The sequence below is a fragment of the Pseudomonas sp. LBUM1662 genome (assembly GCF_059695915.1).
Map to the genome: position 1 here is coordinate 5739252 of NZ_CP166793.1, position 22758 is coordinate 5762009.

Annotated in this window: 21 protein-coding genes; 16 read left to right on the top strand and 5 right to left on the bottom strand. The window is 59.6% G+C overall.

The genetic code is table 11. The features are described from left to right. The 10 genes from folK (at nucleotide 1) to ACA049_RS26130 (ending at nucleotide 12527) form a co-directional block, all read left to right on the top strand. Complete coding sequence (gene folK, locus ACA049_RS26085; protein WP_497330923.1) at nucleotides 1–480, top strand: 2-amino-4-hydroxy-6-hydroxymethyldihydropteridine diphosphokinase; 480 nt, start codon at nucleotides 1–3, stop codon at nucleotides 478–480. Between the two features lie 369 nt (nucleotides 481–849). Continuing rightward, a complete protein-coding gene (panB, locus tag ACA049_RS26090; protein ID WP_497330925.1) occupies nucleotides 850–1650 on the top strand; it encodes a 3-methyl-2-oxobutanoate hydroxymethyltransferase in 801 nt (266 codons plus the stop codon). Next, nucleotides 1647–2507, top strand: a complete 861-nt coding sequence (gene panC, locus ACA049_RS26095; RefSeq protein WP_497330927.1) for a pantoate--beta-alanine ligase — start codon at nucleotides 1647–1649, stop codon at nucleotides 2505–2507. The genes panB and panC overlap by 4 nt, the downstream gene beginning before the upstream one ends. A 196-nt stretch (nucleotides 2508–2703) precedes the next feature. Beyond that, on the top strand, nucleotides 2704–3084 hold the full coding sequence (gene panD, locus ACA049_RS26100) for an aspartate 1-decarboxylase (RefSeq protein WP_003228271.1): 381 nt from the start codon (nucleotides 2704–2706) through the stop codon (nucleotides 3082–3084). A 225-nt stretch (nucleotides 3085–3309) separates the two neighbouring features. Continuing rightward, entirely contained in the window at nucleotides 3310–4974 is a 1665-nt protein-coding gene (gene pgi / locus ACA049_RS26105) for a glucose-6-phosphate isomerase (RefSeq protein ID WP_497330929.1), read from the top strand. Nucleotides 4975–5200: 226 nt separating this feature from the next. Continuing rightward, a complete protein-coding gene (gene acs / locus ACA049_RS26110; protein WP_497330931.1) occupies nucleotides 5201–7138 on the top strand; it encodes an acetate--CoA ligase in 1938 nt (645 codons plus the stop codon). 50 nt (nucleotides 7139–7188) lie between these two features. Beyond that, the gene (locus tag ACA049_RS26115; RefSeq protein WP_497330933.1) at nucleotides 7189–8061 is read left to right on the top strand and encodes an oxygenase MpaB family protein; all 873 of its coding nucleotides are present in this window, start codon (nucleotides 7189–7191) and stop codon (nucleotides 8059–8061) included. Between the two features lie 94 nt (nucleotides 8062–8155). Continuing rightward, on the top strand, nucleotides 8156–9172 hold the full coding sequence (locus tag ACA049_RS26120; protein WP_497330935.1) for a class I SAM-dependent rRNA methyltransferase: 1017 nt from the start codon (nucleotides 8156–8158) through the stop codon (nucleotides 9170–9172). Between the two features lie 104 nt (nucleotides 9173–9276). Further along, the gene (locus ACA049_RS26125; protein ID WP_497330937.1) at nucleotides 9277–12231 is read left to right on the top strand and encodes a DUF748 domain-containing protein; all 2955 of its coding nucleotides are present in this window, start codon (nucleotides 9277–9279) and stop codon (nucleotides 12229–12231) included. Beyond that, entirely contained in the window at nucleotides 12231–12527 is a 297-nt protein-coding gene (locus ACA049_RS26130; RefSeq protein ID WP_497330939.1) for a DUF2845 domain-containing protein, read from the top strand. Before ACA049_RS26125 ends, ACA049_RS26130 begins: the two co-directional genes overlap by 1 nt. A gap of 259 nt (nucleotides 12528–12786) precedes the next feature. Here the strand turns inward: ACA049_RS26130 and ACA049_RS26135 are convergent, their stop codons facing one another. Then, the gene (locus ACA049_RS26135; RefSeq protein ID WP_497330941.1) at nucleotides 12787–13140 is read right to left on the bottom strand and encodes a BON domain-containing protein; all 354 of its coding nucleotides are present in this window, start codon (nucleotides 13138–13140) and stop codon (nucleotides 12787–12789) included. Nucleotides 13141–13458: 318 nt separating this feature from the next. After that, nucleotides 13459–13875, bottom strand: coding sequence for a pilin (locus ACA049_RS26140; protein ID WP_497330943.1), 417 nt, complete (start codon nucleotides 13873–13875; stop codon nucleotides 13459–13461). A gap of 225 nt (nucleotides 13876–14100) precedes the next feature. Between ACA049_RS26140 and pilB the strand changes: the two genes are divergently transcribed. From pilB to yacG, 5 genes are read left to right on the top strand one after another with little or no spacing between them, the layout of a single operon-like run. Further along, complete coding sequence (gene pilB / locus ACA049_RS26145) at nucleotides 14101–15801, top strand: type IV-A pilus assembly ATPase PilB (RefSeq protein ID WP_497330945.1); 1701 nt, start codon at nucleotides 14101–14103, stop codon at nucleotides 15799–15801. Between the two features lie 2 nt (nucleotides 15802–15803). Further along, complete coding sequence (locus tag ACA049_RS26150; protein ID WP_497330947.1) at nucleotides 15804–17021, top strand: type II secretion system F family protein; 1218 nt, start codon at nucleotides 15804–15806, stop codon at nucleotides 17019–17021. Nucleotide 17022: 1 nt separating this feature from the next. Further along, nucleotides 17023–17895 carry a prepilin peptidase gene (locus tag ACA049_RS26155; protein ID WP_497330949.1) on the top strand — a complete coding sequence of 291 codons (873 nt, stop codon included), beginning with the start codon at nucleotides 17023–17025 and terminating at the stop codon, nucleotides 17893–17895. After that, nucleotides 17892–18515 (top strand): dephospho-CoA kinase, encoded by a 624-nt coding sequence (gene coaE / locus ACA049_RS26160; RefSeq protein ID WP_109634918.1) that lies wholly within the window; start codon nucleotides 17892–17894, stop codon nucleotides 18513–18515. Before ACA049_RS26155 ends, coaE begins: the two co-directional genes overlap by 4 nt. After that, nucleotides 18512–18712, top strand: a complete 201-nt coding sequence (yacG, locus tag ACA049_RS26165) for a DNA gyrase inhibitor YacG (RefSeq protein ID WP_497330952.1) — start codon at nucleotides 18512–18514, stop codon at nucleotides 18710–18712. Before coaE ends, yacG begins: the two co-directional genes overlap by 4 nt. 695 nt (nucleotides 18713–19407) lie before the next feature. Here yacG and ACA049_RS26170 read toward each other — a convergent pair. Both ACA049_RS26170 and ACA049_RS26175 read right to left on the bottom strand, forming a co-directional pair. Continuing rightward, on the bottom strand, nucleotides 19408–20097 hold the full coding sequence (locus tag ACA049_RS26170; RefSeq protein WP_497330954.1) for an energy-coupling factor ABC transporter permease: 690 nt from the start codon (nucleotides 20095–20097) through the stop codon (nucleotides 19408–19410). Between the two features lie 76 nt (nucleotides 20098–20173). Beyond that, nucleotides 20174–21106 (bottom strand): LysR family transcriptional regulator, encoded by a 933-nt coding sequence (locus tag ACA049_RS26175; RefSeq protein ID WP_497330956.1) that lies wholly within the window; start codon nucleotides 21104–21106, stop codon nucleotides 20174–20176. A 121-nt stretch (nucleotides 21107–21227) separates the two neighbouring features. Between ACA049_RS26175 and ACA049_RS26180 the strand changes: the two genes are divergently transcribed. After that, nucleotides 21228–21470 carry a DUF2790 domain-containing protein gene (locus tag ACA049_RS26180; protein ID WP_497330958.1) on the top strand — a complete coding sequence of 81 codons (243 nt, stop codon included), beginning with the start codon at nucleotides 21228–21230 and terminating at the stop codon, nucleotides 21468–21470. An 8-nt stretch (nucleotides 21471–21478) separates the two neighbouring features. On the opposite strand, the gene ACA049_RS26185 is transcribed toward ACA049_RS26180, so the two are convergent. Continuing rightward, a complete protein-coding gene (locus ACA049_RS26185) occupies nucleotides 21479–22747 on the bottom strand; it encodes an OprD family porin (RefSeq protein ID WP_497330960.1) in 1269 nt (422 codons plus the stop codon). Between the last annotated feature and the right edge of the window lie 11 nt (nucleotides 22748–22758).

The following is a 22758-nucleotide window of genomic DNA, read 5'->3' on the forward strand; positions in this document are numbered from 1 at the left end:
ATGGAACGCATCTACATCGGCATGGGCAGCAATCTGGCTGACCCCACCGAACAATTGCGCACCGCCGTCGAGGCGCTGGCGCAGTTACCGCAGACCGAACTGGTCGGGGTGTCCGCGTTTTATCAAAGCGACTCACTCCTGCCCGGCCAACCGCGTTACACCAACGCGGTTGCCGCCCTCGACAGCACACTCGCGCCGCTGGACCTGCTTGATGCGCTGCAAGCCATCGAGAATGGACAGGGCCGCGAGCGTCTTGAACGTTGGGGACCCCGCACGCTGGACCTCGACATCGTGCTGTTTGGCGATAGGCTGATCGACGAACCGCGCCTCAAGGTTCCGCACTACCACCTGCAGGAACGGGCCTTCGTTCTGTATCCACTGGCCGAGCTGGCGCCTGCGGATTTGCGTCTGGCCGATGGCCGCAGCCTGAGTGATTTGCTCGCCGCCTGCCCGTTCGTCGGCCTGGAACGTCTCTCCTGACCTCCACAATCCCCCTGTAGGAGCGAAGCTTGCTCGCGAAAGCGGACTGACATTCAATATTTATGTCGACTGTCCCACCGCTTTCGCGAGCAAGCTTCGCTCCTACAAAAATCCAGCGCACTGCTGGATTGCAGCTGCTGAAACGCATCAGTTACCCCGGTAACACCGACCGCGTAACAATGCGGTAACACATGCAATTGACTTCCCGAGTTCTCCTCACGACTATAGGCGTCCCGCTGCCGCCAACACGGCATTGAAGGGCGCAATCCAGGCCTTAAAAGCACGACATCAGAGCGTGCGCCTGTATTTAACGAAGAATCACGCGCGTTACTCGCAGTAGTTTCCAAGCGCCTGAATGAGGAACTTTTCATGCCAGCCATCACCCTGACCACTCTGCAAGGTCTCAAGCAAAAAGGTGAAAAAATCACCATGCTGACCTGCTATGACGCGACCTTCGCCCACGCCTGCAATCAGGCTGGCGTCGAAGTGCTGCTGGTGGGCGACTCCCTCGGCATGGTTTTGCAAGGTCACGACAGCACCCTGCCGGTGACCACCGCAGAAATGGCGTACCACGTGGCAGCCGTCAAACGCGGCAACGCCGATGCGCTGATCCTCGCCGACCTGCCCTTCATGGCCTACGCCACCACCGAACAAGCCATGACCAACAGCGCCCTGTTGATGCAGGCCGGTGCGCACATGGTCAAGGTCGAAGGGGCCTTGTGGCTCGCCGAGTCGATTCGCCTGCTCGCCGAACGTGGCATCCCGGTGTGCGCGCACATGGGCCTGACGCCGCAATCGGTGAACATTCTGGGCGGTTACAAAGTCCAGGGCCGCAGCGAGAACCAGGCGCGGCAGATGCGTGCCGACGCCATCGCCCTGGAGCAGGCCGGCGCAGCCATGCTGTTGCTCGAATGCGTACCGAGCGAACTGGCCCAGGAAATCACTCAGGCAGTGGGCATTCCAGTGATCGGCATCGGTGCCGGCAGTGACACCGATGGCCAGGTCCTGGTCCTGCACGACATGCTGGGCCTGTCGATTACCGGCCGCGTACCCAAATTCGTAAAGAACTTCATGAACGGCCAGACCAGCATTCACGCTGCTTTGAGCGCCTACGTGTCTGAAGTCAAGGCAGCCACTTTCCCTGGGATCGAACACGGATTCTCTGCATGAACACCGTAAAAACCGTACGCGAACTCCGGGCCGCCGTGGCCCGCGCCCGCAGCGAAGGCAAGCGCATCGGCTTCGTGCCGACCATGGGCAACCTGCACAGCGGTCATATCGCGCTGATTACCAAAGCGACCCAACGGGTGGATTTCGTGGTCGCGAGCATCTTCGTCAACCCGCTGCAATTCGGCGCCGGCGAAGACCTCGACAAGTACCCGCGGACCCTGGCGGCTGACCAGGAGAAACTGCTCCAGGCCGGATGCCACTTGCTGTTTGCGCCTACCGTCGAAGAGATGTACCCCGACGGCATGGCCGGCCAGACCCGCGTCAGCGTCCCGCAACTCTCCGAAGGCCTGTGCGGCGCCAGCCGTCCCGGGCATTTCGAAGGGGTGGCGACGGTGGTCAGCAAGCTGTTCAACATGGTCCAGCCGGACCTGGCGATCTTCGGCCAGAAAGACTTCCAGCAACTGGCGGTGATCAAATCCCTGGTCCATGACCTGAACATGTCGGTGCAGATCATTGGCGAGCCGACGGTGCGTGCGGCCGATGGCCTGGCGCTGTCGTCGCGCAATGGTTTTCTCAGCGAAGAGCAACGGGCCGTTGCGCCGGTGGTGTATCGCGGCCTGAGCCAGATTGCCGAGGCGATCAAACAGGGCGACCGGGATTTCCCGGCGCTGATCGACGCACAGATCAAGCAGCTCGAAGCGGCGGGATTACGCCCCGATTACCTGGAGATTCGCCACGCGCAAACCTTGCGCCCGGCGACTCCGGAAGATCGGGATCTGGTGATCCTGGTGGCGGCGTTCCTGGGCACCACGCGGTTGATCGACAACCTGCACCTGAACCTCGACGCCCCCGCCTAAGCACCGCAATTACCCTGTGGGAGCGGGCTTGCTCGCGAATGCGGTGTGTCAGTCAGCATTGATGTTGGCTGATCCACCGCATTCGCGAGCAAGCCCGCTCCCACAGTGGATCTGCGCCTGATCCCACACTGTATTGCTGCCTCTGAAGCCTTCGGGCAAACTGCCCGCCGTTCGATTCCGACCTGGGAAAACACTCATGCACGCCATCATGCTCAAAGCCAAGCTGCATCGCGCCGAAGTCACTCATGCAGTTCTCGATTACGAAGGTTCTTGCGCCATCGACGGCGAATGGCTGGACTTGTCCGGTATCCGTGAATACGAACAGATCCAGATTTATAACGTCGACAATGGCGAACGCTTCACCACCTACGCGATTCGTGGCGAAGAAGGCTCGCGCATGATCTCGGTCAACGGCGCTGCCGCGCACAAGGCCAAGGTCGGTGACCGGGTGATCATCTGCGCTTACGCGCATTACAGCGAAGCCGAGTTGCTCAACTTCAAGCCGCGCATGCTTTACATGGCGCCGGGCAATGAGCTGAGCCACACCAGCAACGCCATTCCGGTTCAGGTCGCCTGATCGAACCGACGCCCCTCCCGCTTGTCGAAACGTTCCCTGCCTTGTGTATAAAAAAGTACCGGGAACGTGTTAGACAAAGTCAAGACAGATCGCAGCGCGAGGTTTACTGTATTCGCCCTGTGTCATTGAAATCGTGTCGACGCAGTTGACCGGACGCCCGCCCACGGCGCGCCGGGATTTTCAGTGTTCAAAAAAGCCGTTCAAGTAAAAAGGAAACCCGCAGCGATGGCGTACTACCGCACTCCTCATGACGTTACCGCTCTGCCCGCCTGGCAAGCGTTGAATGACCACCGCCAAGCCATGCAGGATTTCAGCATGCGCGAAGCCTTCAATGCCGATCCGCAGCGCTTTACTCAATTCACCCTCAGCAGCTGCGGCCTGTTTCTCGATTACTCGAAGAATCTGATCAACGCCGAGACCCGCAATCTGCTGGTGGGCCTGGCCAATGAAGTCGACCTCAAGGGCGCGATCAAATCGCTCTTCGACGGCGAAATCGTCAACTCGTCGGAAGGTCGTCCAGCCCTGCACACCGCCCTGCGCCGCCCGGTCGGCGACAAGCTGTCGGTGAACGGCGTCAACGTGATGCCAGAAGTGCACAAGGTGCTGAACCAGATCACCGACCTCGTCGGTCGCATCCACGACGGTCTGTGGCGCGGTTACACCGAGAAGCCGATCACTGACGTGGTGAACATCGGCATCGGTGGCTCGTTCCTCGGCCCTGAGCTGGTCTCTGAAGCGCTGCTGTCCTACGCCCATAAAGGCGTGCGCTGCCATTACCTGGCGAACATCGATGGCAGTGAATTCCACGAACTGACCATGAAGCTGCGCGCCGAGACCACGCTGTTCATCGTTTCGTCGAAATCCTTCAACACCCTCGAAACCCTGAAGAATGCCCAGGCCGCGCGCGCCTGGTACTTGGCTCAGGGTGGTTCGGAAGCCGAGCTGTATCGTCACTTCATCGCCGTTTCCAGCAACAACGCGGCAGCCGTGGCGTTTGGTATCCGCGAAGAAAACATCTTCCCGATGTGGGACTGGGTCGGCGGCCGTTACTCGCTGTGGTCGGCCATCGGTTTGCCGATTGCCCTGGCCATCGGCATGTCGAATTTCAAGGAACTGCTGTCCGGTGCTTACACCATGGACCAGCACTTCCAGAGCGCACCATTCGAGCAGAACATGCCAGTGCTGCTGGCCTTGCTCGGCGTCTGGTACGGCAACTTCTGGGGCGCGCAAAGCCACGCGATCCTGCCGTACGACCACTATCTGCGTAACATCACCAAGCATTTGCAACAGCTGGACATGGAATCCAACGGCAAGAGCGTGCGCCAGGACGGCACGCCAGTGTCCACCGACACAGGCCCGGTAATCTGGGGCGGCGTGGGTTGCAACGGTCAGCACGCGTATCACCAGTTGCTGCACCAGGGCACCCAACTGATTCCGGCCGATTTCATCGTGCCGATTGTCAGCTTCAACCCGGTGTCCGACCACCACCAGTGGCTGTACGCCAACTGCCTGTCGCAGAGCCAGGCGCTGATGCTGGGCAAGACCCTGCCGGAAGCCGAAGCCGAACTGCGCGACAAGGGCATGAGCGAAGAAGAGGTGCATAAACTCGCGCCGCACAAGGTGATCCCGGGCAACCGTCCGAGCAACACCCTTGTGGTCGAGCGCATCAGCCCGCGTCGTCTCGGTGCGCTGGTGGCAATGTACGAACACAAAGTCTTCGTGCAAAGCGTGGTCTGGGGCATCAACGCCTTCGACCAGTGGGGTGTGGAGTTGGGTAAGGAATTGGGCAAAGGCGTCTACAACCGCCTGGTCGGCAGCGAAGAAACACCGGCTGACGATGCTTCCACCCAGGGCCTGATCAACTACTTCCGCGGTCGTCACCGCGGCTGACCTGACGCCCCGCCCACAGGGTTGAAACAAAATGTCTGTGGGCAACACAATAACCTGTGGGAGCGGGCTTGCTCGCGAATGCGGTGTGTCATTCAGCTTAAATGTTGACTGACACACCGCATTCGCGAGCAAGCCCGCTCCCACAGTTGTTTTGTGTCTGGCTTGAACCCTTTCGCTACTCGGCGCATCTTTAGTTCTTGTCGCAAAACAAGAATAAGGAACCGTCATGTTCGATATCAGCACATTCCCCAAAGCCGATGCCGTCCGCCGGGCTGCAAACCTAAGTCAAGACGACTACCACCGCCTCTACCGCCAATCCATCGAACACCCCAGCACCTTCTGGGCCGAGCAGGCCACCCGCTTTCTCGACTGGAGTACGCCGTGGGACACCGTCCAGCGCTATAACCTGAAAACCGGCGAGGCCAGCTGGTTTGCCGGTGGCAAACTGAACGTCAGTTACAACTGCATCGACCGTCATCTGGAAAAACGCGGCGATCAGATCGCCATTCTCTGGGAAGGCGACGACCCCGCCGAATCCGCACAGATCACCTACAAAAAACTCCATCACAACGTCTGTCGCCTGGCCAACGTGCTCAAAAGCCGTGGCGTGAAAAAGGGTGACCGCGTGTGCATCTACATGCCGATGATTCCCGAAGCAGCCTACGCCATGCTTGCCTGCACGCGGATTGGCGCGGTGCATTCGGTGGTGTTCGGTGGCTTCTCTCCAGACTCTGTGCGTGACCGGATTCTCGACGCCGACTGCCGCACGGTGATCACCGCCGACGAGGGCGTGCGCGGCGGAAAATTCGTGCCGCTCAAACAGAAAGTCGACCAGGCGCTGCAAAGTTGCCCGAACGTCAGCACCGTCATCGTCGTCGAGCGCACCCAGGGCGAAGTGGACTGGGTTGAAGGCCGCGACCTCTGGTATCACCAGGCGCTGCGCGACGTCAGCGACGATTGCCCGCCAGAACCGATGGACGCCGAAGACCCGCTGTTCATCCTCTACACCTCCGGCAGCACCGGCAAACCCAAAGGCGTGCTGCACACCACCGGCGGCTACCTGCTGCAAGCGGCAATGACCTTCAAGTACGTGCTCGACTACCGCGACGGCGAAGTCTTCTGGTGCACCGCCGACGTCGGCTGGGTCACCGGCCACAGCTACATCGTCTATGGCCCGCTGGCCAACGGCGCGACCACGCTGATCTTCGAAGGCGTGCCGAGCTACCCGAGCAGTTCGCGCTTCTGGCAGGTGATCGACAAACACCACGTCAATATTTTCTACACCGCCCCGACTGCGCTGCGTTCGCTGATGCGCGAAGGTCCGGAACCGTTGAAGGAAACGTCTCGCCAGAGCCTCAGACTACTCGGCAGCGTCGGTGAGCCGATCAACCCGGAAGCGTGGGACTGGTACTTCAACGTCGTCGGCGAACAGCGTTGCCCGATCGTCGACACCTGGTGGCAGACCGAAACCGGCGGCATCATGCTCAGCCCGCTGGTCAGCGCGCAACGGATCAAACCGGGCTGCGCCACCCAACCGATGTTCGGCGTGCAACCGGTGTTGCTGGATGAAACAGGCAAGGAAATCCAGGGCGCCGGCAGCGGCGTGCTGGCGATCAAGTCCAGCTGGCCGGCGCAGATCCGCAGTGTCTACGGCGACCCGCAACGCATGGTCGATACCTACTTCAAACCCTACCCCGGCTACTATTTCACCGGCGACGGCGCGCGGCGTGATGAGGATGGCGATTACTGGATCACCGGGCGCATCGACGACGTGATCAACGTTTCCGGGCACCGCATCGGCACTGCCGAAGTGGAAAGCGCCCTGGTGCTGCACGACAGCATCGCCGAGGCCGCCGTGGTCGGTTATCCCCACGACGTCAAAGGCCAGGGCATCTATGCCTTCGTCACGCCCATGAACGGCACCGAGGCCAATGACGAACTGAAGAAAGAACTGCTGGCCCACGTCAGCAAGGAAATCGGCAGCTTCGCCAAACCGGACTTGATCCAATGGGCGCCGGCCTTGCCGAAAACCCGTTCAGGCAAGATCATGCGGCGCATCCTGCGCAAGATCGCCTGCAACGAACTGGACAGCCTCGGTGACACTTCGACCCTGGCCGACCCGAGCGTGGTGCAAGAGTTGGTCGATAAACGCCTGAACCAATAAGCCCTGCGCGGTCAGTGATGGCCGCGTTTTATTTTCACCACTGAGTTGCCATGGAATTCATCCGTACCCGCATTGAAAGCCAGCTCATGAGCTTGACCGGTCTGTCCTTGGGCAAACTCGACCTGGAAAACCCCAAGGGCGATCCCGGTCTGTTCGGCCCCGACTCGGTGAGCTGGCAAGTCCATGGTGATTTCAGCAGCATGCTCATTGGCGGCATCAGCGCACTGATGCTGCAAGCGCTGCATCCACTGGCCCTGGCCGGGGTTTGGGATCACTCGAATTTTCGCGAAGACATGATCGGCCGATTGCGCCGCACCAGTCAGTTCATCTCCGGGACGACGTTCGGCTCGAGCAAGGACGCCGACTGGCTGATCGAAAAGGTTCGCACCATTCACCTGCAAGTGGTCGGCATTGCACCAGATGGCCGACCTTACGCCGCCAGCGATCCCGACTTGTTGACCTGGGTGCACGTGGCCGAGGTCAGCAACTTCCTCGCCGCGCATCTGCGTTATCGCAACCCGCACCTTTCATTGATTGATCAGGACCGTTACTACGGTGAAATCGCACTGGTTGCCGAACGCCTGGGCGCCCGCGATGTGCCGCGCAGCCGCAAGGAAATCGCAGATTACCTTGAACGAATCCGCCCGCAATTGCTGTGCGACCAACGCAGTCGCGAGGTGTTGCGACTGCTGTTGAACGCGCCCGCCCCGAGTCGCCTGGCCAAACCGTTTGGCGGTTTGATGATGCAGGCCGGGATCGATCTGCTGCCGGACTGGGCCAGTGACATGCTCGGCGTCAATCAGAACCCGTTGCAACGCCAACTGATCCGCGCCAGCGTCAAGCGCAGTGCGCCAATGCTGCGTTGGGCAATGCGCAATGGCTCGGTCCAGCGGGCCAAGCGGCGGATGGGGTTGTTGAACTGAAAAAAGTCTAAGAGCTTGCTCGCGATGGCATCACCTCGGTCCGGCCCAAGCTGTTAAACTCCCGCGCCAAATTCCCTCCTGCAAGGCGCCCAGCATGTCTTCCTTGAATCAGGCGCTGCGCGCCGCCCTCGATCATCGCCAGGACATGCTTGCCGAGCTGCATCAGCAAGGCACCGATTGCTATCGCCTGTTCCATGGCAGCCAGGAAGGCGCCGGTGGCCTGACCATCGACCGCTACGGCCCGCAACTGCTGGTGCAAAGCTTCCACCAGGCGCTGGAGCGTGACGCACTGCTGCAACTGCACGAGACCATCAATCAACACCTGGGCCTCGAAACGCTGCTGGTCTACAACGACCGCTCCCGTGGCAACTCGCGCATCGACCGCGAAGACACTGTCTACCGCGCCGACGAGGCTGCCCTGCAAGACTTGATCGGACACGAATGGGGCCTGAACTACCGGGTTCGCGGGCGTCATGCCGGCCAGGATCCGCTGCTGTTCCTCGACCTGCGCAATACCCGCGGCTGGGTCAAGGAACACAGCAAACACAAAAGCGTGCTCAACCTGTTCGCCTACACCTGCGGTGTCGGCCTGAGCGCTGCGGCCGGTGGGGCGAGCGAGGTGTGCAACCTGGATTTCGCCGAGGGCAATCTGGCGGTCGGCCGTGAGAACGGTCTGCTCAATCCGCAGTTGCCAGCCATGGAGTTCATCCAGTCCGATTACTTCCCGGCCATTCGCCAACTGGCGGGCCTGCCGATCAGTCAACGGCGCGGGCAGAAACTGCCGAGCTACCAACGTCTGGAACAGCGTCAGTACGACCTGGTGCTGCTCGACCCGCCGGCCTGGGCCAAGAGCGCGTTTGGCACGGTCGACCTGCTGCGCGACTATCAGAGCCTGCTCAAACCGGCGCTGCTGACCACCGCCGACAACGGCGTGCTGATCTGCTGCAACAACCTGGCAAAAGTCAGCATGGACGACTGGCGCGAACAGGTTTTGCGTTGCGCCGAGAAAGCCGGGCGCCCGGTTCGTGAATGGACAGTGATGAAACCAGGCGCGGATTTTCCTTCGATGGATCAACAGCCGCCGCTGAAAACGTTGATTCTTCAACTCTGATCACCCAGGAAATTTCCTACGCCTCTTTCTGAAAAAGCTGAAGAGTGCGATCACTTCGGAACCGGAAACGCGTGCCATACTCCAACGCACTCCGATTCAGACAGATGAAGCCGCACATGCCCAAAGGATTGATTCGCGCTATTGGCGCTTTGTTGACTGCTCTGGCCCTTTATAGCCTGCTGGGGTTTCTGATTTTACCAGGCATCGCGCTGCGGATTGCCAACCAGCAATTGGCCAGTTACGCGACGATGCCCGCCACGATATCCCGCATCGAACTCAACCCTTTCAGCCTGGAAGTGACCCTCTGGGGCCTCATCATCGGCGAGCCGGGCAAGGAACAGGTTGGTTTTGAGCGTCTGTATGCCAATTTGCAGATCGACAGCCTGTGGACAAAGGCGCTGCACCTGTCCGATATCGAAATCGACAAACCCAAGACTGAAATCCTTTTTGGCAAGGACGGCAAACTCAATCTGCTGGGTCTGTTCAAGATTCCCGCCAGTGCACCCACCCCGGCCGATCCGGACGCCAAGCCGTTTCCGATGCGCATCGAGCGGATCAAACTGGCTGACGGCTTCGTGCACTTCCAGGACGCACGGCCCAGCGAGCCCATCGAATTTCTCTACGACAAACTCGACTTCGAGCTGAAGAACCTCAGCACCCTGCCGGAAGATAACGCCGACATGACCCTGGTGGCGGTCGGCCCGGCAGGCGGGCAGATCGACTGGACCGGCAATTTCAGCCTGATCCCGATTGCCTCCGAAGGTAAGTTGAAGATCACCGACGGCAAGATGAAAGCCTTTTGGCCCTACGTGCGTGACGCATTGCCACTGGTGCTGGAAGACGGCGTCGTCAACTTGAGTACCGACTACAAGCTCAACTTGTCCAAGGAAACCGAACTGCTGCTGAGTAACGTCGCCGTCAGCGTCGCGCCCTTCGCCATCAAGGCTCCTGACGGTCGACCGCTGGCGAAACTCGAACGTCTGGACATCAGCGAAACCACTGTGGACCTGGCGAAGCAGCAAGTGGTGGTCGGCAAGATCCGCAGTAATAAACTGGAAACCTGGGCGGCTCTGGAAGCGGATGGCCAACTCGACTGGCAGAAACTGTTCGCCAGTCAGCCTTCCAAGGCGACGGTCAAAGCCAACGCCGAACCGACCAGCACGCCAGCCGCCGCCGATTCACCAAAACCTGAACCCGTGCCACCCAGCAAACCGTGGCAGGTACTCCTCAAAGACGTGCAACTGCGCAATTACCAGGTGCATCTGGCCGATCGCAAGGCACAACCCGTCGTGGCGCTGGATGTCGGCCCCCTGAACCTGGACCTGCAGAATTTCGACAGCCTGAACGGCTCGCCTTTCAACCTCAAGCTCGACACGGGCGTGGGCAAGCAGGGCAAACTCATGGCCGACGGCGTGGTCAATCTGGCGCCAGTCAGCGCCAAATTGAACGTGCAGACCAAGGACATCGACCTGCGTGTCGCCCAGTCCTACATCAACCCGTTCATTCGCCTGGAACTGCGCAGCGGCATGCTCGGCAGTGATCTGGCCGTCGACCTGAAAAGTACCGAGCCATTGGCGTTCAGCGTCACCGGCAAAGCGCAGGTCGATCAACTGCATACCCTCGACACTCTCAAGACCCGCGACTTCCTCAAGTGGCAGCAGTTGGTGCTCGAAGGCCTGAACTATCAACACGGCGACAGCCTGTCGATCGACAAGGTCAACCTGTTCCAGCCTTACGTGCGTTTCATGATCAACGATGACCGCACCACCAACATCGATGACCTGCTGATCCCGCAACCGGCCGACACCGGGGTTGCCAAGACCGCCGCTGCCAAACCCGCCAGCAAGGACAAGCCGCTGGGCATTCACGTTGGCGGCATTGCCATCAATGACGGTTCGGCAAACTTCGCCGACTTCAGCCTGACGCCGAACTTCGCCACGGCCGTGCAACAGCTCAACGGCCAGATCGGCACCATCGACAGCCGTCAGGCAAAACCGGCCACCGTCGATATCAAAGGCAAGGTTGATCGCTATGCGCCCGTGACCATCAAGGGTTCGGTCAACCCGTTCGACCCGATGGCCAGTCTCGACATCGCCACCAGTTTCAAACGTGTGGAACTGACCACGCTGACGCCCTACTCCGGAAAGTTCGCCGGTTACCGCATCCGCAAGGGCCGACTCAACCTCGACCTGCACTACATCATCGTCAAGGGCCAGCTCAAGGCCGAAAACAAAGTGGTGGTGGAGCAGCTGCAACTGGGTGAGAAAGTCGACAGTCCGGACGCTGTCAGCCTGCCGCTGAAACTGGCGATCGCCTTGCTCAAGGACGTCGACGGCAAGATTTCCATCGAGCTGCCGGTGACCGGCGACTTGAACAATCCACAGTTCAGCGTCATGCCGATTGTCTGGCAGACCTTGCGCAACCTGATCGTCAAGGCCGCTGCCGCCCCGTTCAAAATGATTGGCGGGCTGGTCAGTGGCGGTGGTTCGCAAGATTTGGGCACCGTCTCGTTTGCGCCGGGCTCCAGCGAGCTGAGCAAGGACGCCGAAGGTTCGTTGATCAAACTGTCCCAGGCTCTCAAGGAGCGTCCGGCCCTGCGCCTGGAAATCGAAGGCACCGCAGCCGCCAGCAGCGACGGCCCGCTGATTGCCGAGCAACGGCTTGAGCGCGAATACCAGTACAACTACTACAAAATGCTCCAGCGACGCGGGGACAAGGTTCCGGCCCAGGCTTCCTTGGTGCAGGTGCCGGACGGTGAGAAAGGTCCGCTGCTGGAAGGGATCTATCGCACGCGCCTCAAGACCCAGCCACCCGCCGAATGGAAGGATCTGGGCAAGGAAGAACGCACCGCAAAAATGCGCGCAGACGTGATCAAGTTCTGGAGCTCCAGCGATGTGCTGCTGCGCCAACTGGGTCAGGAACGCGCCAGCAGCATCAAGGATTACCTAGTGGACAAGGCGCAGATGGCCGACGAACGTGTCTACTTCATCGACGCCCAACTGGGCGAAGCGGAAAGTGACGGTCGGGTAGTGACGCCGATGCACCTGGATGCCGAGTGATGGTCAGACGATTGCTGCTGAGCCTGACCCTGGCACTCGCGGCCAGTCAAGCCTCAGCGGCCGATACCCTGCGCTGCGGCAGTCAATTGGTCAGCGTCGGCGACCGGTCCAGTGAAGTGCTGCAGAAGTGCGGTGAACCGGTCAGCCGCGATCTGCTGGGGTACAAGCGCAGTGCCAACCGCCGGGAAGAGTTTCAGGTCGAGGAATGGACCTACGGGCCCAATGGCGGGATGTATCAGTATTTGCGGTTTGAAGGTAATCGACTGAGACAGATCACCAGTAAGCGCGGGAACTAAGATCAAAAGATCGCAGCCTCGTTTCACTCGACAGCTCCTACAGAGGTTCCGCGTAAACCTGTAGGAGCTGTCGAGTGAAACGAGGCTGCGATCTTTCCGGGTCCACGCAATCCACAATAGAACAGGCCCCCGACACGAATGTCGGAGGCCTGTAATGACCACATCCTTGTGGCCTTTCGCATGAACTCTCCAGATGCGGCTGGCGTATTGCTCGGCCCGCCCGCCGCGCCTTCTCCCAGTCCAGGCGAGAAGTCTTGCCTTACTCGGCTTTCAGGCCGTCAGCGGAGACCGCTTTGACGCCTTTGATTTTCTTGGCGATGGCTACTGCAACGTCTTTCTGCGAATCAGTCACGGCAGTAGTGGACGACAGGGAAACAACACCTTTGTTGGTCTCAACCTTGATGTCGGTACCAGGAATGCCTTTTTCGGTTACCAGGTCTGCTTTGACTTTGGTGGTGATCCAGGTGTCGGAGGTAGCTTCTTTAGCTTGGGTCACTTCACCGGCAGCCAGGACCATTGGAGCCTGGGTAGCCTGGGTTTGAGCGAATGCAGCGTTGGCCATGGTCAGGGTCAGCGCGGTAGCAGCAGCGGCAGCGATAGCGAACTTCTTCATACGAGTAACTCCTGTTTTTCTAGAAAGTCTGCTGCGTGTCTTCTCAGCAGGGTTACTGGGTATATTGCGAACGGTGTGCCAACTTTGAGACAGTCAATAAATCCTTTTAAAACAATAACTTATGAAATCACCCGATTTTCGGAATCATGCAAAATGCATGACTTCGAGATTCTCTACATGCAAGTTGCGGGTTTTGACGTGGGCCTAAGGCCATGAATTGTCAAGATTTTCTCGTTTTTCGAAATTCGAGGGTGTCGTTCCAACAAAAAGCCCCGCTTTTCAGGGCGGGGCTTTGGCTTTCAAGAGAATTGCTCAGCGTTATGTCGCGGAACCGGTGCAGCCTTTAGGCAAGAAGTCCTGCTGAGCAGTGCTGGTGCAAACCCAGCCAGTCGTCGAGCGTGTCAGAGTGATCGTCTTGCTTAGAACCGGTGCAGGCGCGTTAACGATCGTACAAACAATGGTCCCGGTACCATCAGAGGCTGTACCGGACGCTGTCAGCGTGCAGTTTGAAGTCGGGCTAGTCCCACCAACTGCCGCCACATTCGCCGGACTGGTCCCGTTATTCATCAGTTCTTCAAAGGGCACTTTCAACGCCGAAATCTCTGCCAGGCCCGCCGTGACTTTGGCCTTCGCTTGATATTTGGAGTACATCGGCAACGCAAACGTCGCCAGAATCCCGATGATCGCCACCACGATCAGCAGCTCGATCAGGGTAAAACCTTTTTGAGTATTCATAGACAGGCTCCATGCATGAGTCGAAATCTCATGATCTGAAGGAGCTTCAGCACACCCCGTGCCAAGCGCTGCGCCCCCTGTTTTCGGGGCACGAAGCCAAGGCATGGACCTTTCCTACCCCCAGGATCCGCACTATCTGACACTATTTGTCACCTGACGGCCGCTGGTTTGGCTCAGCTCCTTGACTAGGCTATAAGTCATGAACTGTCTGCGTCCGGTATCCCAATGAATGACATCGCCCTTAGCGGTCTGGCCAAGCAATTGGTCCTGGCCGAACTGCTCACTGACCAAAGCGCGCAACAGGCGTATCAGCAAGCTCAACGCAGCAAAATTTCCCTGGTCAGTTACCTGGTGCAGAACAGGCTGGTGAAGAGCCGACAGGTCGCCGAGATTGCGTCGGAGCATTTCGGCATGCCGCTGCTCGACCTCAATTGCCTGGACAAGGAAACCCAGCCCCGAGGCCTGGTCAGCGAGAAACTGATCCGTCAACACCACGCCCTGCCCCTCTGGCGACGCGGCAACAAGCTGTTCGTGGGGGTTTCCGATCCGACCAACCATCAAGCCATCAATGACATCCAGTTCAGCACCGGGCTGAACACCGAAGCCATCCTGGTGGAGGACGACAAACTCAGCGACGCCATCGAGAAGTTCTTCGACAGCCATGCCACCGGCCTGGAAGACATGGCCGATGTTGACCTCGATGGTGTGGACATCGAATCGGTCGATGACAGCAAAAGGGACTCCATCGCCGGCCAGGATGCCGATGACGCGCCGGTGGTGCGCTTCGTCCACAAGATGTTGCTCGATGCGATCAAGAGCGGCTCGTCCGACCTGCATTTCGAGCCCTACGAAAAAACCTACCGGGTGCGGATGCGCACCGACGGCATGCTGCGCGAAGTCGCCAAGCCGCCGAGCCAACTGGCCAATCGCATTGCGGCGCGGCTGAAAGTCATGGCCAGCCTCGACATCTCCGAGCGGCGCAAACCCCAGGACGGGCGGATCAAGATGCGCCTGTCGAAGACCAAGTCCATCGACTTCCGGGTCAACACCCTGCCGACCTTGTGGGGCGAAAAAGTGGTGATCCGGATCCTCGACCCGTCCAGCGCGCAAATGGGCATCGACGCCCTCGGCTATGAGCCTGAACAGAAAGCCTTGTACATGGCCGCGCTGAAGCAGCCACAGGGCATGATTCTGGTCACCGGGCCGACCGGTTCGGGCAAGACCGTGTCGCTCTACACCGGGCTGAATATCCTCAACACCGTGGACATCAACATCTCCACTGCCGAAGACCCGGTGGAGATCAACATGGAAGGCATCAACCAGGTCAACGTCAATCCCAAGCAAGGGCTGGATTTCGCCCAGGCACTGCGCTCGTTCCTGCGTCAGGACCCGGACGTGATCATGGTCGGTGAAATCCGTGACCTCGAAACCGCCGAGATCGCCATCAAGGCCGCCCAGACCGGTCACATGGTGCTGTCCACCCTGCACACCAACAGCGCGGCGGAAACCCTGACCCGTTTGCACAACATGGGCATTCAGGGCTTCAACATTGCCACCTCGGTGACCCTGATCATTGCCCAGCGGCTGGCGCGCAAACTGTGCAGCCATTGCAAGAAACCCATCGATATTCCCCGCGAGGCATTGCTCAAGGAAGGCTTCCCCGAGGAACGCATCGGCTCGTTCACGATCTATGAGCCGGTCGGTTGCGATCAGTGCAATGGCGGTTACAAAGGGCGAGTGGGGATTTATGAAGTGGTGAAGAACACACCGGACCTGCAACGGCTGATCATGGCCGAAGGCAATTCACTGGAAATCGACATCCAGATGCGCAAGGACGGCTTTAATGACTTGCGCACCTCGGGCTTGATCAAGGCCATGCAAGGCGTCACCAGCCTTGAAGAAATCAACCGGGTCACCAAGGACTGAACATGGCGGTCAAAGCAGCAAAAATCAGCGTCTACGCCTGGGAAGGCACGGACCGCAAAGGCTCCAAAATGACCGGAGAGTTGAGCGGCCTCAACCCGGCGTTGATCAAGGCTCAGTTGCGCAAGCAGGGGATCAACCCCGGAAGGGTGCGCAAGAAATCCGCCTCGATTTTCAGCTTCGGCAAACGCATCAAGGCTCAGGAAATTGCCCTGTTTACCCGGCAGATGGCGACCATGATGAAAGCCGGTGTGCCACTGCTGCAGTCGTTCGACATCATCGGCGAAGGCTTCGACAACCCGGCCATGCGCAAACTGGTGGACGAGGTGAAACAGGAAGTCGCGGCGGGTAACAGCTTCGCCGCGTCCCTGCGCAAAAAGCCGCAGTATTTCGATGAGCTGTACTGCAACCTCGTCGATGCCGGTGAACAGGCCGGGGCGCTGGACACCCTGCTGGAGCGGGTGGCGACCTACAAGGAAAAGAGCGAAAGCCTGAAAGCCAAGATCAAGAAAGCCATGACTTACCCGATGGCCGTGGTCTTCGTGGCGATCATTGTGACGGGGATTCTGCTGGTCAAGGTGGTGCCGCAGTTCGAGTCGGTGTTCAAGGGCTTTGGCGCCGAATTGCCAGCCTTCACCGTGATGGTCATCGGCTTGTCGGAGTTCATGCAGGCCTGGTGGTGGATGATGCTCGGCGTGTTGATCGCCGCCTTCTTCGGTGCGCGCCACGCCTTTAAAACATCCCAGGGCTTTCGGGACCGGATGGACACCTGGCTGCTGAAACTGCCGCTGATTGGCACGTTGATGTACAAGTCCGCCGTGGCCCGTTACGCCCGCACCTTGTCGACCACGTTCGCTGCCGGTGTGCCGTTGGTCGAAGCCCTGGATTCAGTGGCGGGCGCGACCGGCAACATCGTGTTCAAACGGGCGGTGCTGCGCATCAAGCAGGACGTGTCGACCGGCATGCAGCTGAATTTTTCCATGCGCACCTCCGGCATCTTTCCCAGCATGGCGATCCAGCTGACGGCCATTGGCGAAGAATCCGGCGCACTGGACGACATGCTCGATAAGGTCGCGAGTTTCTATGAGGATGAAGTGGACAATATGGTCGACAACCTCACCAGCCTGATGGAGCCGTTCATCATGGTGGTGCTGGGTGTTATTGTCGGTGGCCTGGTGGTTGCGATGTACCTGCCCATCTTCCAACTCGGCTCAGCGATCTGACATGCCCTTGAACGACATCCTGACCCTTTATCCGCTGATCTTCGTGGTCATTGCCCTGGCGGTTGGCCTGCTGATCGGCAGTTTTCTCAACGTGGTGGTCTGGCGCCTGCCGAAAATGCTCCACCGCGAATGGCGGCTGCAAGCCCATGAGGTGCTGGGCGTACCGCCCGAAGCGCCGGGCCCGGTCTACAACTTGATGCTGCCTCATTCCCAATGCCCGCATTGCGACCACCGAATCCGCGCCTGGGAAAACATTCCGCTGCTCAGTTATCTGTTTCTACGGGGTCGATGCTCGAACTGCGCGGCGCCGATCAGCAAACGTTATCCGCTGACCGAGCTGGCCTGTGGGTTGCTCTCGGCGTTTATCGCCTGGCATTTCGGGTTTGGCTGGCAGGCCTGCATGGTGCTGGTGCTGACCTGGGGCTTGCTGGCCATGAGCCTGATCGACGCCGAACATCAACTGCTGCCGGATGTGCTGGTGCTGCCGCTGCTGTGGCTGGGGTTGATCGTCAACAGTTTCGGGTTGTTCGTGTCATTGCACGAGGCGTTGTGGGGCGCGGTGGCCGGTTACATGACGTTGTGGACGGTGTTCTGGCTGTTCAAGCTGCTCACCGGCAAGGACGGCATCGGTCACGGCGATTTCAAGCTGCTGGCCATGATCGGGGCCTGGGGCGGCTGGCAGATATTGCCCCTGACTCTCCTCCTGTCATCGCTGGTGGGGGCCATCATCGGCGTGATTTTGCTGCGCCTGCGCCACGCAAAAACTTCAACACCGATCCCCTTCGGACCCTTTCTGGCGATTGCCGGCTGGATTGCCTTGCTCTGGGGTGGTCAAATAACCGGCTTCTATTGGCAGTTTGTCGGTTTGAAATGAATACCCCTGTGGAAAAACCCTGGATTCTCGGCCTGACCGGCGGCATCGGCAGCGGCAAAAGTGCAGCTGCCCAGCATTTCATCGACCTCGGTGTGCACGTGGTGGACGCCGATCACGCGGCACGCTGGGTGGTGGAACCGGGCCGTCCGGCGCTGGCGCAAATCGCTGAACACTTTGGCCCCGGCGTGTTGCAGGCCGACGGTCAACTGGATCGCGCAGCGCTACGTAAGCTGATCTTTGAAGTGCCGGAGGAACGCCGCTGGCTCGAAGCGCTGCTGCATCCGCTGATCGCCAAGGAAATCGCCGATCACCTGGCCAAGGCACAATCGCCTTACGCGATTCTGGTTTCGCCGTTGCTGATCGAGTCCGGGCAGTACGCCATGACCCAACGGGTGCTGGTGATCGACGCCCCGGAACAGCTACAGATCGAACGCACCTTGCAGCGTGACCAGACCAGCGAGCAACAGGTCCAGGCGATCCTCAAGGCGCAATCCAGCCGTCAGGACCGCGTGAGCCACGCCGACGATGTGGTGGTTAACGACCGCGACCTCGCCTGGCTGCACAGCGAGGTCGAACGCCTGCATCACTTTTACCTTACTTTGCGTGGAGGCCAATCATGAGCCAGACCCCAACCGTCGAATGCCCAACCTGTGGCGCCCCCGTTGAATGGAGCGCCGAGAGCACGTTCCGGCCGTTTTGTTCGGACCGTTGCAAACTGATCGACCTGGGCGCCTGGGCGTCGGAAGAACACAAGATTCCGGTCAGCCCGGACGCCGAAGACGATATGTTCAGCGAAGATTTCGAGCCTCGGCACTGAGCCTCAAGGCCGTGCACCTGGCGGTCATCGTAATGCTGTTTACTTAAGGGAATTTGGGGTTGGGGTTGGGTACATATCCGTTTCTGCGGTAATGGCGGCTATTGGTTCCGCTCTTACAGCGGGTCACTTGGAAAAGCCCCAAGTAACCAAGGGCTCTTGCCCCTGACGTTCGGTGCCTCGCCCTGGCTCGGCATGCCCTCGCTCCGGTCCTGCTCCGTGGGCCCGCCGCCATCGGCCATCCATGGCCGGGGGCGGCTAACCCGGCATCCTTGCCGGGTTGCCCACTGCGCAGAACCTCCACTCGGCCTCTCGAGGCGGCGTGCACCGCAAAAGCAACGCGAGGCGGCCTACCGGCCGGCCTGGCTGTGGCGTACGTGTTCGTATTCCTCTGTAGGAGCTGTCGAGTGAAACGAGGCTGCGATCTTTTGATCTTGCCGTTGCTTTTAATCGCTCCCAAGCTTCGCGTCGCCAACGCGCAAGACTTAAGCCTCGTGTCGATAGGGGGCGAGGAAACCGCGAAAGCAAAAGCAAGATCAAAAGATCGCAGCCTCGTTTCACTCGACAGCTCCTACAGGAAGGGGTGCGCGCTGTTCACCAATCATCAGGCCGAGCGTTAGCTCGCCTGCAGCTTTTGATTTTGATCTGCCCATCGGACGTCAGGATACTGCGCACGACCTTGCTCTGCTGAATGTGGATCAAGACTTGGGATCGTCGTCTTTCCAGGGCGCCGAAAGGTAGCGTGTGCGGTTGAAGGTCTCCAGCCACTCGGGGCAGAACACCACCAGCGCACTGACCACCATGCCGTTGATGAACGCCTCCGGAAAAATGATCAGCCACAGATAGCCGACAAAATCCTCGAGCCAATAAGGCATGGCGAAACGCTCGTCATACCAGAGCAACGTTAGCGCAAATACCAGGCACAACAACGCCGAAAGCGCCGCGGCGGAGAAACCGGAAACGAAGATATACACGAAGGGATTACGCGGCTGAGCGCGCTCCACCAGGATCGCGCAGCACTCGGTGACCAGCACCGGCAGCAGAATAAACAGCGCGCCGTTGACCCCCATCGCCAGCAGGTCCTGACGCCCCAGCAGCACCAAACCCGCTTGCGCGACCAACCCGCCGACAATCGCCAGCGGCCAGTCGAGCAACAGCGTCACCGCGGTCATGCCGATGAAGTGGTAGGACACGCCGGTATCGAAATCTCGACGCACCAGCCAGAGCATGAACAGCGCGAACACCGTGCCAAACAGCAGATGCTGGCGGCGCCGGTCGCTGAACAGTTCGACCCACGGCGCTCGCGCAATAGCCCAGATCAGCACCGGTAGGTAGATCAACCACCCTGCCGCGAGGGTTTCAGGTGACAGTAACTCGGCGCCGATCATGGCTGGGCACACTCCTTTGTCTTGCCGAAAGAGAACAGGTCCTCAGTCTACACCGCCCTTCGTACGCCCTTCGACTTCAGGCCCAATGCCGTGGATCGTTCATCACCGCCTCGTGTTCAGCAAATAGCTTGGGTAATTCGACCTTGAGAAAGTCCACCCAGGTCCGCACCTTGGCATCGAGAAAACGCCGCGACGGGTACACCGCATAGACATTGCGTTCACGCGGGCGCCAGGCCGGCAGCAAGCGCAACAAGGTGCCATCGCTCAAGGAGCGCGTTGCGGCGTAGAACGGAATCAGGCTGATCCCCATGCCGGCCTCCGACGCCTTGACCATCGACTCGGCGACGTTGCACTGAAAGGTCTGGGCCGGGCTGACGGCCTGCTCGCCCTCCTCGTCCTGGAACACCCACTCGTCGCTGTACAACGGGTCGAGCATGCGCAGGCACTGATGATCGTTAAGCGCCACCGGCGTAGTCGGCACACCACGCCGTTGCAGGTAGTGCGGGGAGGCGCAGGGCACGCTGTAAATCTGCCCGACGGCCTGGGCTACCAATTGCGAATCGGCCAGTTCATGGGCAATCGAAATCACCACATCGTGCCCGTCCTCCAGCGGATCGGGGTTGCGCTGCGACAGAGTCAGCTCGAACACCACGTCGGGGTAAAGCTCGCTGTAGCGGGCGATCAACGGCGTTATCAGCACGCCCAGCCCGCTCATGCTGTGCACCCGCAAGCGTCCACTCGGTTTGAGATGGGCGCCGCGGGCCTCAGCGGTGGCCTCCTCCATGTGTTCGAGTATTTGCCGGCTGCGCAGCAGGAAACGTTCACCGGCCTCGGTCAGGCTCAATCGCCGGGTGGTGCGTTGCAGCAAGCGTGCTTGCACATGCTGCTCCAAGTCCGCCACCAGTCGCGACACTTGCGCGGTCGACAGGTCCAGCGCATCGGCGGCAGCGGTAAAACTGCCGCAGTCCACCACGCGGACGAACACCCGCAAGTTATTGAGCAGATCCATAGGCCCTCCAGGGGCGGTGACTGTTACGTTTCATGTAAGGCTGCATCAGGCGCGCGCCCCTTTATTGGTCGTGGGCAAAGTCTAGAATTCAAGTATCGGAATCAACACGGAGCACGGAACAATGAAAACCCTGATCAGCCTGTTTCTGACCGTTGCCGCCACCTCGGCCATGGCCGCCGGCACCGAGCCAGCCACCACCCCTTACAACCCGGGCCAGCCGCTGGACATCGCCGAAGTGGTTTCAGTGACAGACACCGCCACGGCTTGTGAGGTGGTGCCAGCGTCCATGGTCTACATCGACCATCAGGGCCAGACTCATCGCGTGACGTATCAGGTGATGGGTAACTGCATCAGCAGCCTGTGATCGGCGCCTCATAGCAGCGTCCACGTATAGGTGAGGATCAGCCGGTTCTCGTCGATATCGCTGCGGTAGTTAGAGCGCGCCATCGCATTGCGCACGCGAATCCCGAGGCCTTTGAGGCTGCCGCTCTGCAGCACATAGCCGATGTCCAGATCGCGTTCGCGGTCCTTGCCCTCGAACCCTTGGCCGGTATCGACATTGTTGCCGGTGATGTAGCGCACGGTGCTGGTCAGCCCCGGCACGCCGAGGGCTGCGAAATCGTAGTCGTAACGCGCCTGCCATGAACGCTCGTCGGTGTAGGCGAACTCGTAGGTCGGCACCTCGTTGCCCAGCGGTGAGATGTTGGCAAACACTCGCGGGAAGGCGCTGTCGCCGAACATGCCCTGATAGCCGAGATAAAACGTGTGCCCGCCACGCTTGGCCGACAACAAGGAGAAGAACGCCTGGTTGTCGATGTTGCCGAGCAATTTTTTGCCGTCTTCGCGCGAATCGTAATAACCAAGGTTGGCGCCCAGAATCCAGTTACCCAACGGTTCGCTGTGCTTGAGGCCGAGAAAACGCTGGTTGTAGATATCTTCCAGTTGCCCGAACCAGACGCTGACCGAGCTGCGTTTATCGTTGAAGGCGTAATCGGCGCCAGCAAAGTTGAAGCCGTCGCTGCTGACTTGTCGCTGCGGTACATGACCAAGCATGGCTTGCATCTTTTCGTCGCCGGCCTCGTTGCGCAGGCTGGTCGAGTTCAAATGCCCTCCTTGCACCGTCAGGCCATTGATCTCGTTTGAGCTGATGCTTGCGCCCTGATAGCTGGGCGGCAGCAAACGGATGTCGCTGAAGGCCAATACCGGCAGGTTCGGTTGCAACTCGCCCACCTTCAGTTCGGTTTTGGAGAAACGCACTTTCAATGCGCCCTCCAGACGGCTGTAATTATCCGCCGCGCGCCCGTCATCCTTTACCGGCAGCAAACCGGTATTGACCCGGTCCGGGCTGCTGTCGAGTTTGAGGCCGAGCAGGCCAATGACATCCACACCAAAACCGACGGGACCCTGGGTGTAACCGGATTTGACGTTGAGGATGAAGCCCTGCGCCCACTCTTCAGCCTTCGACTGTTTGTTGGCCCCGACGATGTCGGAAAAGTCCCGGCTGAAATAGTAATTGCGTGCTTGCAAGGTGGCCGTGGTGTCTTCGATGAAGCCGCCCTCCGCCGCCATCGCACCGGAGGACAAACCCGAGACGACCGCCATGGACAACACCGAACCGGTTGTTGGAAGAATCTGTTTCATCGTTTTTCTCT

Bases quoted from the DNA above. Each gene is read 5' to 3' on its own strand.
- ACA049_RS26155 (WP_497330949.1), top strand. From the start codon at position 17,023: ATGCCCTTGAACGACATCCTGACCCTTTATCCGCTGATCTTCGTGGTC.
- ACA049_RS26180 (WP_497330958.1), top strand. From the start codon at position 21,228: ATGAAAACCCTGATCAGCCTGTTTCTGACCGTTGCCGCCACCTCGGCC.
- ACA049_RS26120 (WP_497330935.1), top strand. From the start codon at position 8,156: ATGTCTTCCTTGAATCAGGCGCTGCGCGCCGCCCTCGATCATCGCCAG.
- ACA049_RS26135 (WP_497330941.1), bottom strand. From the start codon at position 13,140: ATGAAGAAGTTCGCTATCGCTGCCGCTGCTGCTACCGCGCTGACCCTG.
- panD (WP_003228271.1), top strand. From the start codon at position 2,704: ATGCACGCCATCATGCTCAAAGCCAAGCTGCATCGCGCCGAAGTCACT.
- ACA049_RS26115 (WP_497330933.1), top strand. From the start codon at position 7,189: ATGGAATTCATCCGTACCCGCATTGAAAGCCAGCTCATGAGCTTGACC.
- ACA049_RS26175 (WP_497330956.1), bottom strand. From the start codon at position 21,106: ATGGATCTGCTCAATAACTTGCGGGTGTTCGTCCGCGTGGTGGACTGC.
- ACA049_RS26130 (WP_497330939.1), top strand. From the start codon at position 12,231: ATGGTCAGACGATTGCTGCTGAGCCTGACCCTGGCACTCGCGGCCAGT.
- ACA049_RS26170 (WP_497330954.1), bottom strand. From the start codon at position 20,097: ATGATCGGCGCCGAGTTACTGTCACCTGAAACCCTCGCGGCAGGGTGG.
- pgi (WP_497330929.1), top strand. From the start codon at position 3,310: ATGGCGTACTACCGCACTCCTCATGACGTTACCGCTCTGCCCGCCTGG.
- acs (WP_497330931.1), top strand. From the start codon at position 5,201: ATGTTCGATATCAGCACATTCCCCAAAGCCGATGCCGTCCGCCGGGCT.
- yacG (WP_497330952.1), top strand. From the start codon at position 18,512: ATGAGCCAGACCCCAACCGTCGAATGCCCAACCTGTGGCGCCCCCGTT.
- ACA049_RS26185 (WP_497330960.1), bottom strand. From the start codon at position 22,747: ATGAAACAGATTCTTCCAACAACCGGTTCGGTGTTGTCCATGGCGGTC.
- folK (WP_497330923.1), top strand. From the start codon at position 1: ATGGAACGCATCTACATCGGCATGGGCAGCAATCTGGCTGACCCCACC.
- ACA049_RS26140 (WP_497330943.1), bottom strand. From the start codon at position 13,875: ATGAATACTCAAAAAGGTTTTACCCTGATCGAGCTGCTGATCGTGGTG.
- panC (WP_497330927.1), top strand. From the start codon at position 1,647: ATGAACACCGTAAAAACCGTACGCGAACTCCGGGCCGCCGTGGCCCGC.
- ACA049_RS26125 (WP_497330937.1), top strand. From the start codon at position 9,277: ATGAAGCCGCACATGCCCAAAGGATTGATTCGCGCTATTGGCGCTTTG.
- panB (WP_497330925.1), top strand. From the start codon at position 850: ATGCCAGCCATCACCCTGACCACTCTGCAAGGTCTCAAGCAAAAAGGT.
- coaE (WP_109634918.1), top strand. From the start codon at position 17,892: ATGAATACCCCTGTGGAAAAACCCTGGATTCTCGGCCTGACCGGCGGC.
- ACA049_RS26150 (WP_497330947.1), top strand. From the start codon at position 15,804: ATGGCGGTCAAAGCAGCAAAAATCAGCGTCTACGCCTGGGAAGGCACG.
- pilB (WP_497330945.1), top strand. From the start codon at position 14,101: ATGAATGACATCGCCCTTAGCGGTCTGGCCAAGCAATTGGTCCTGGCC.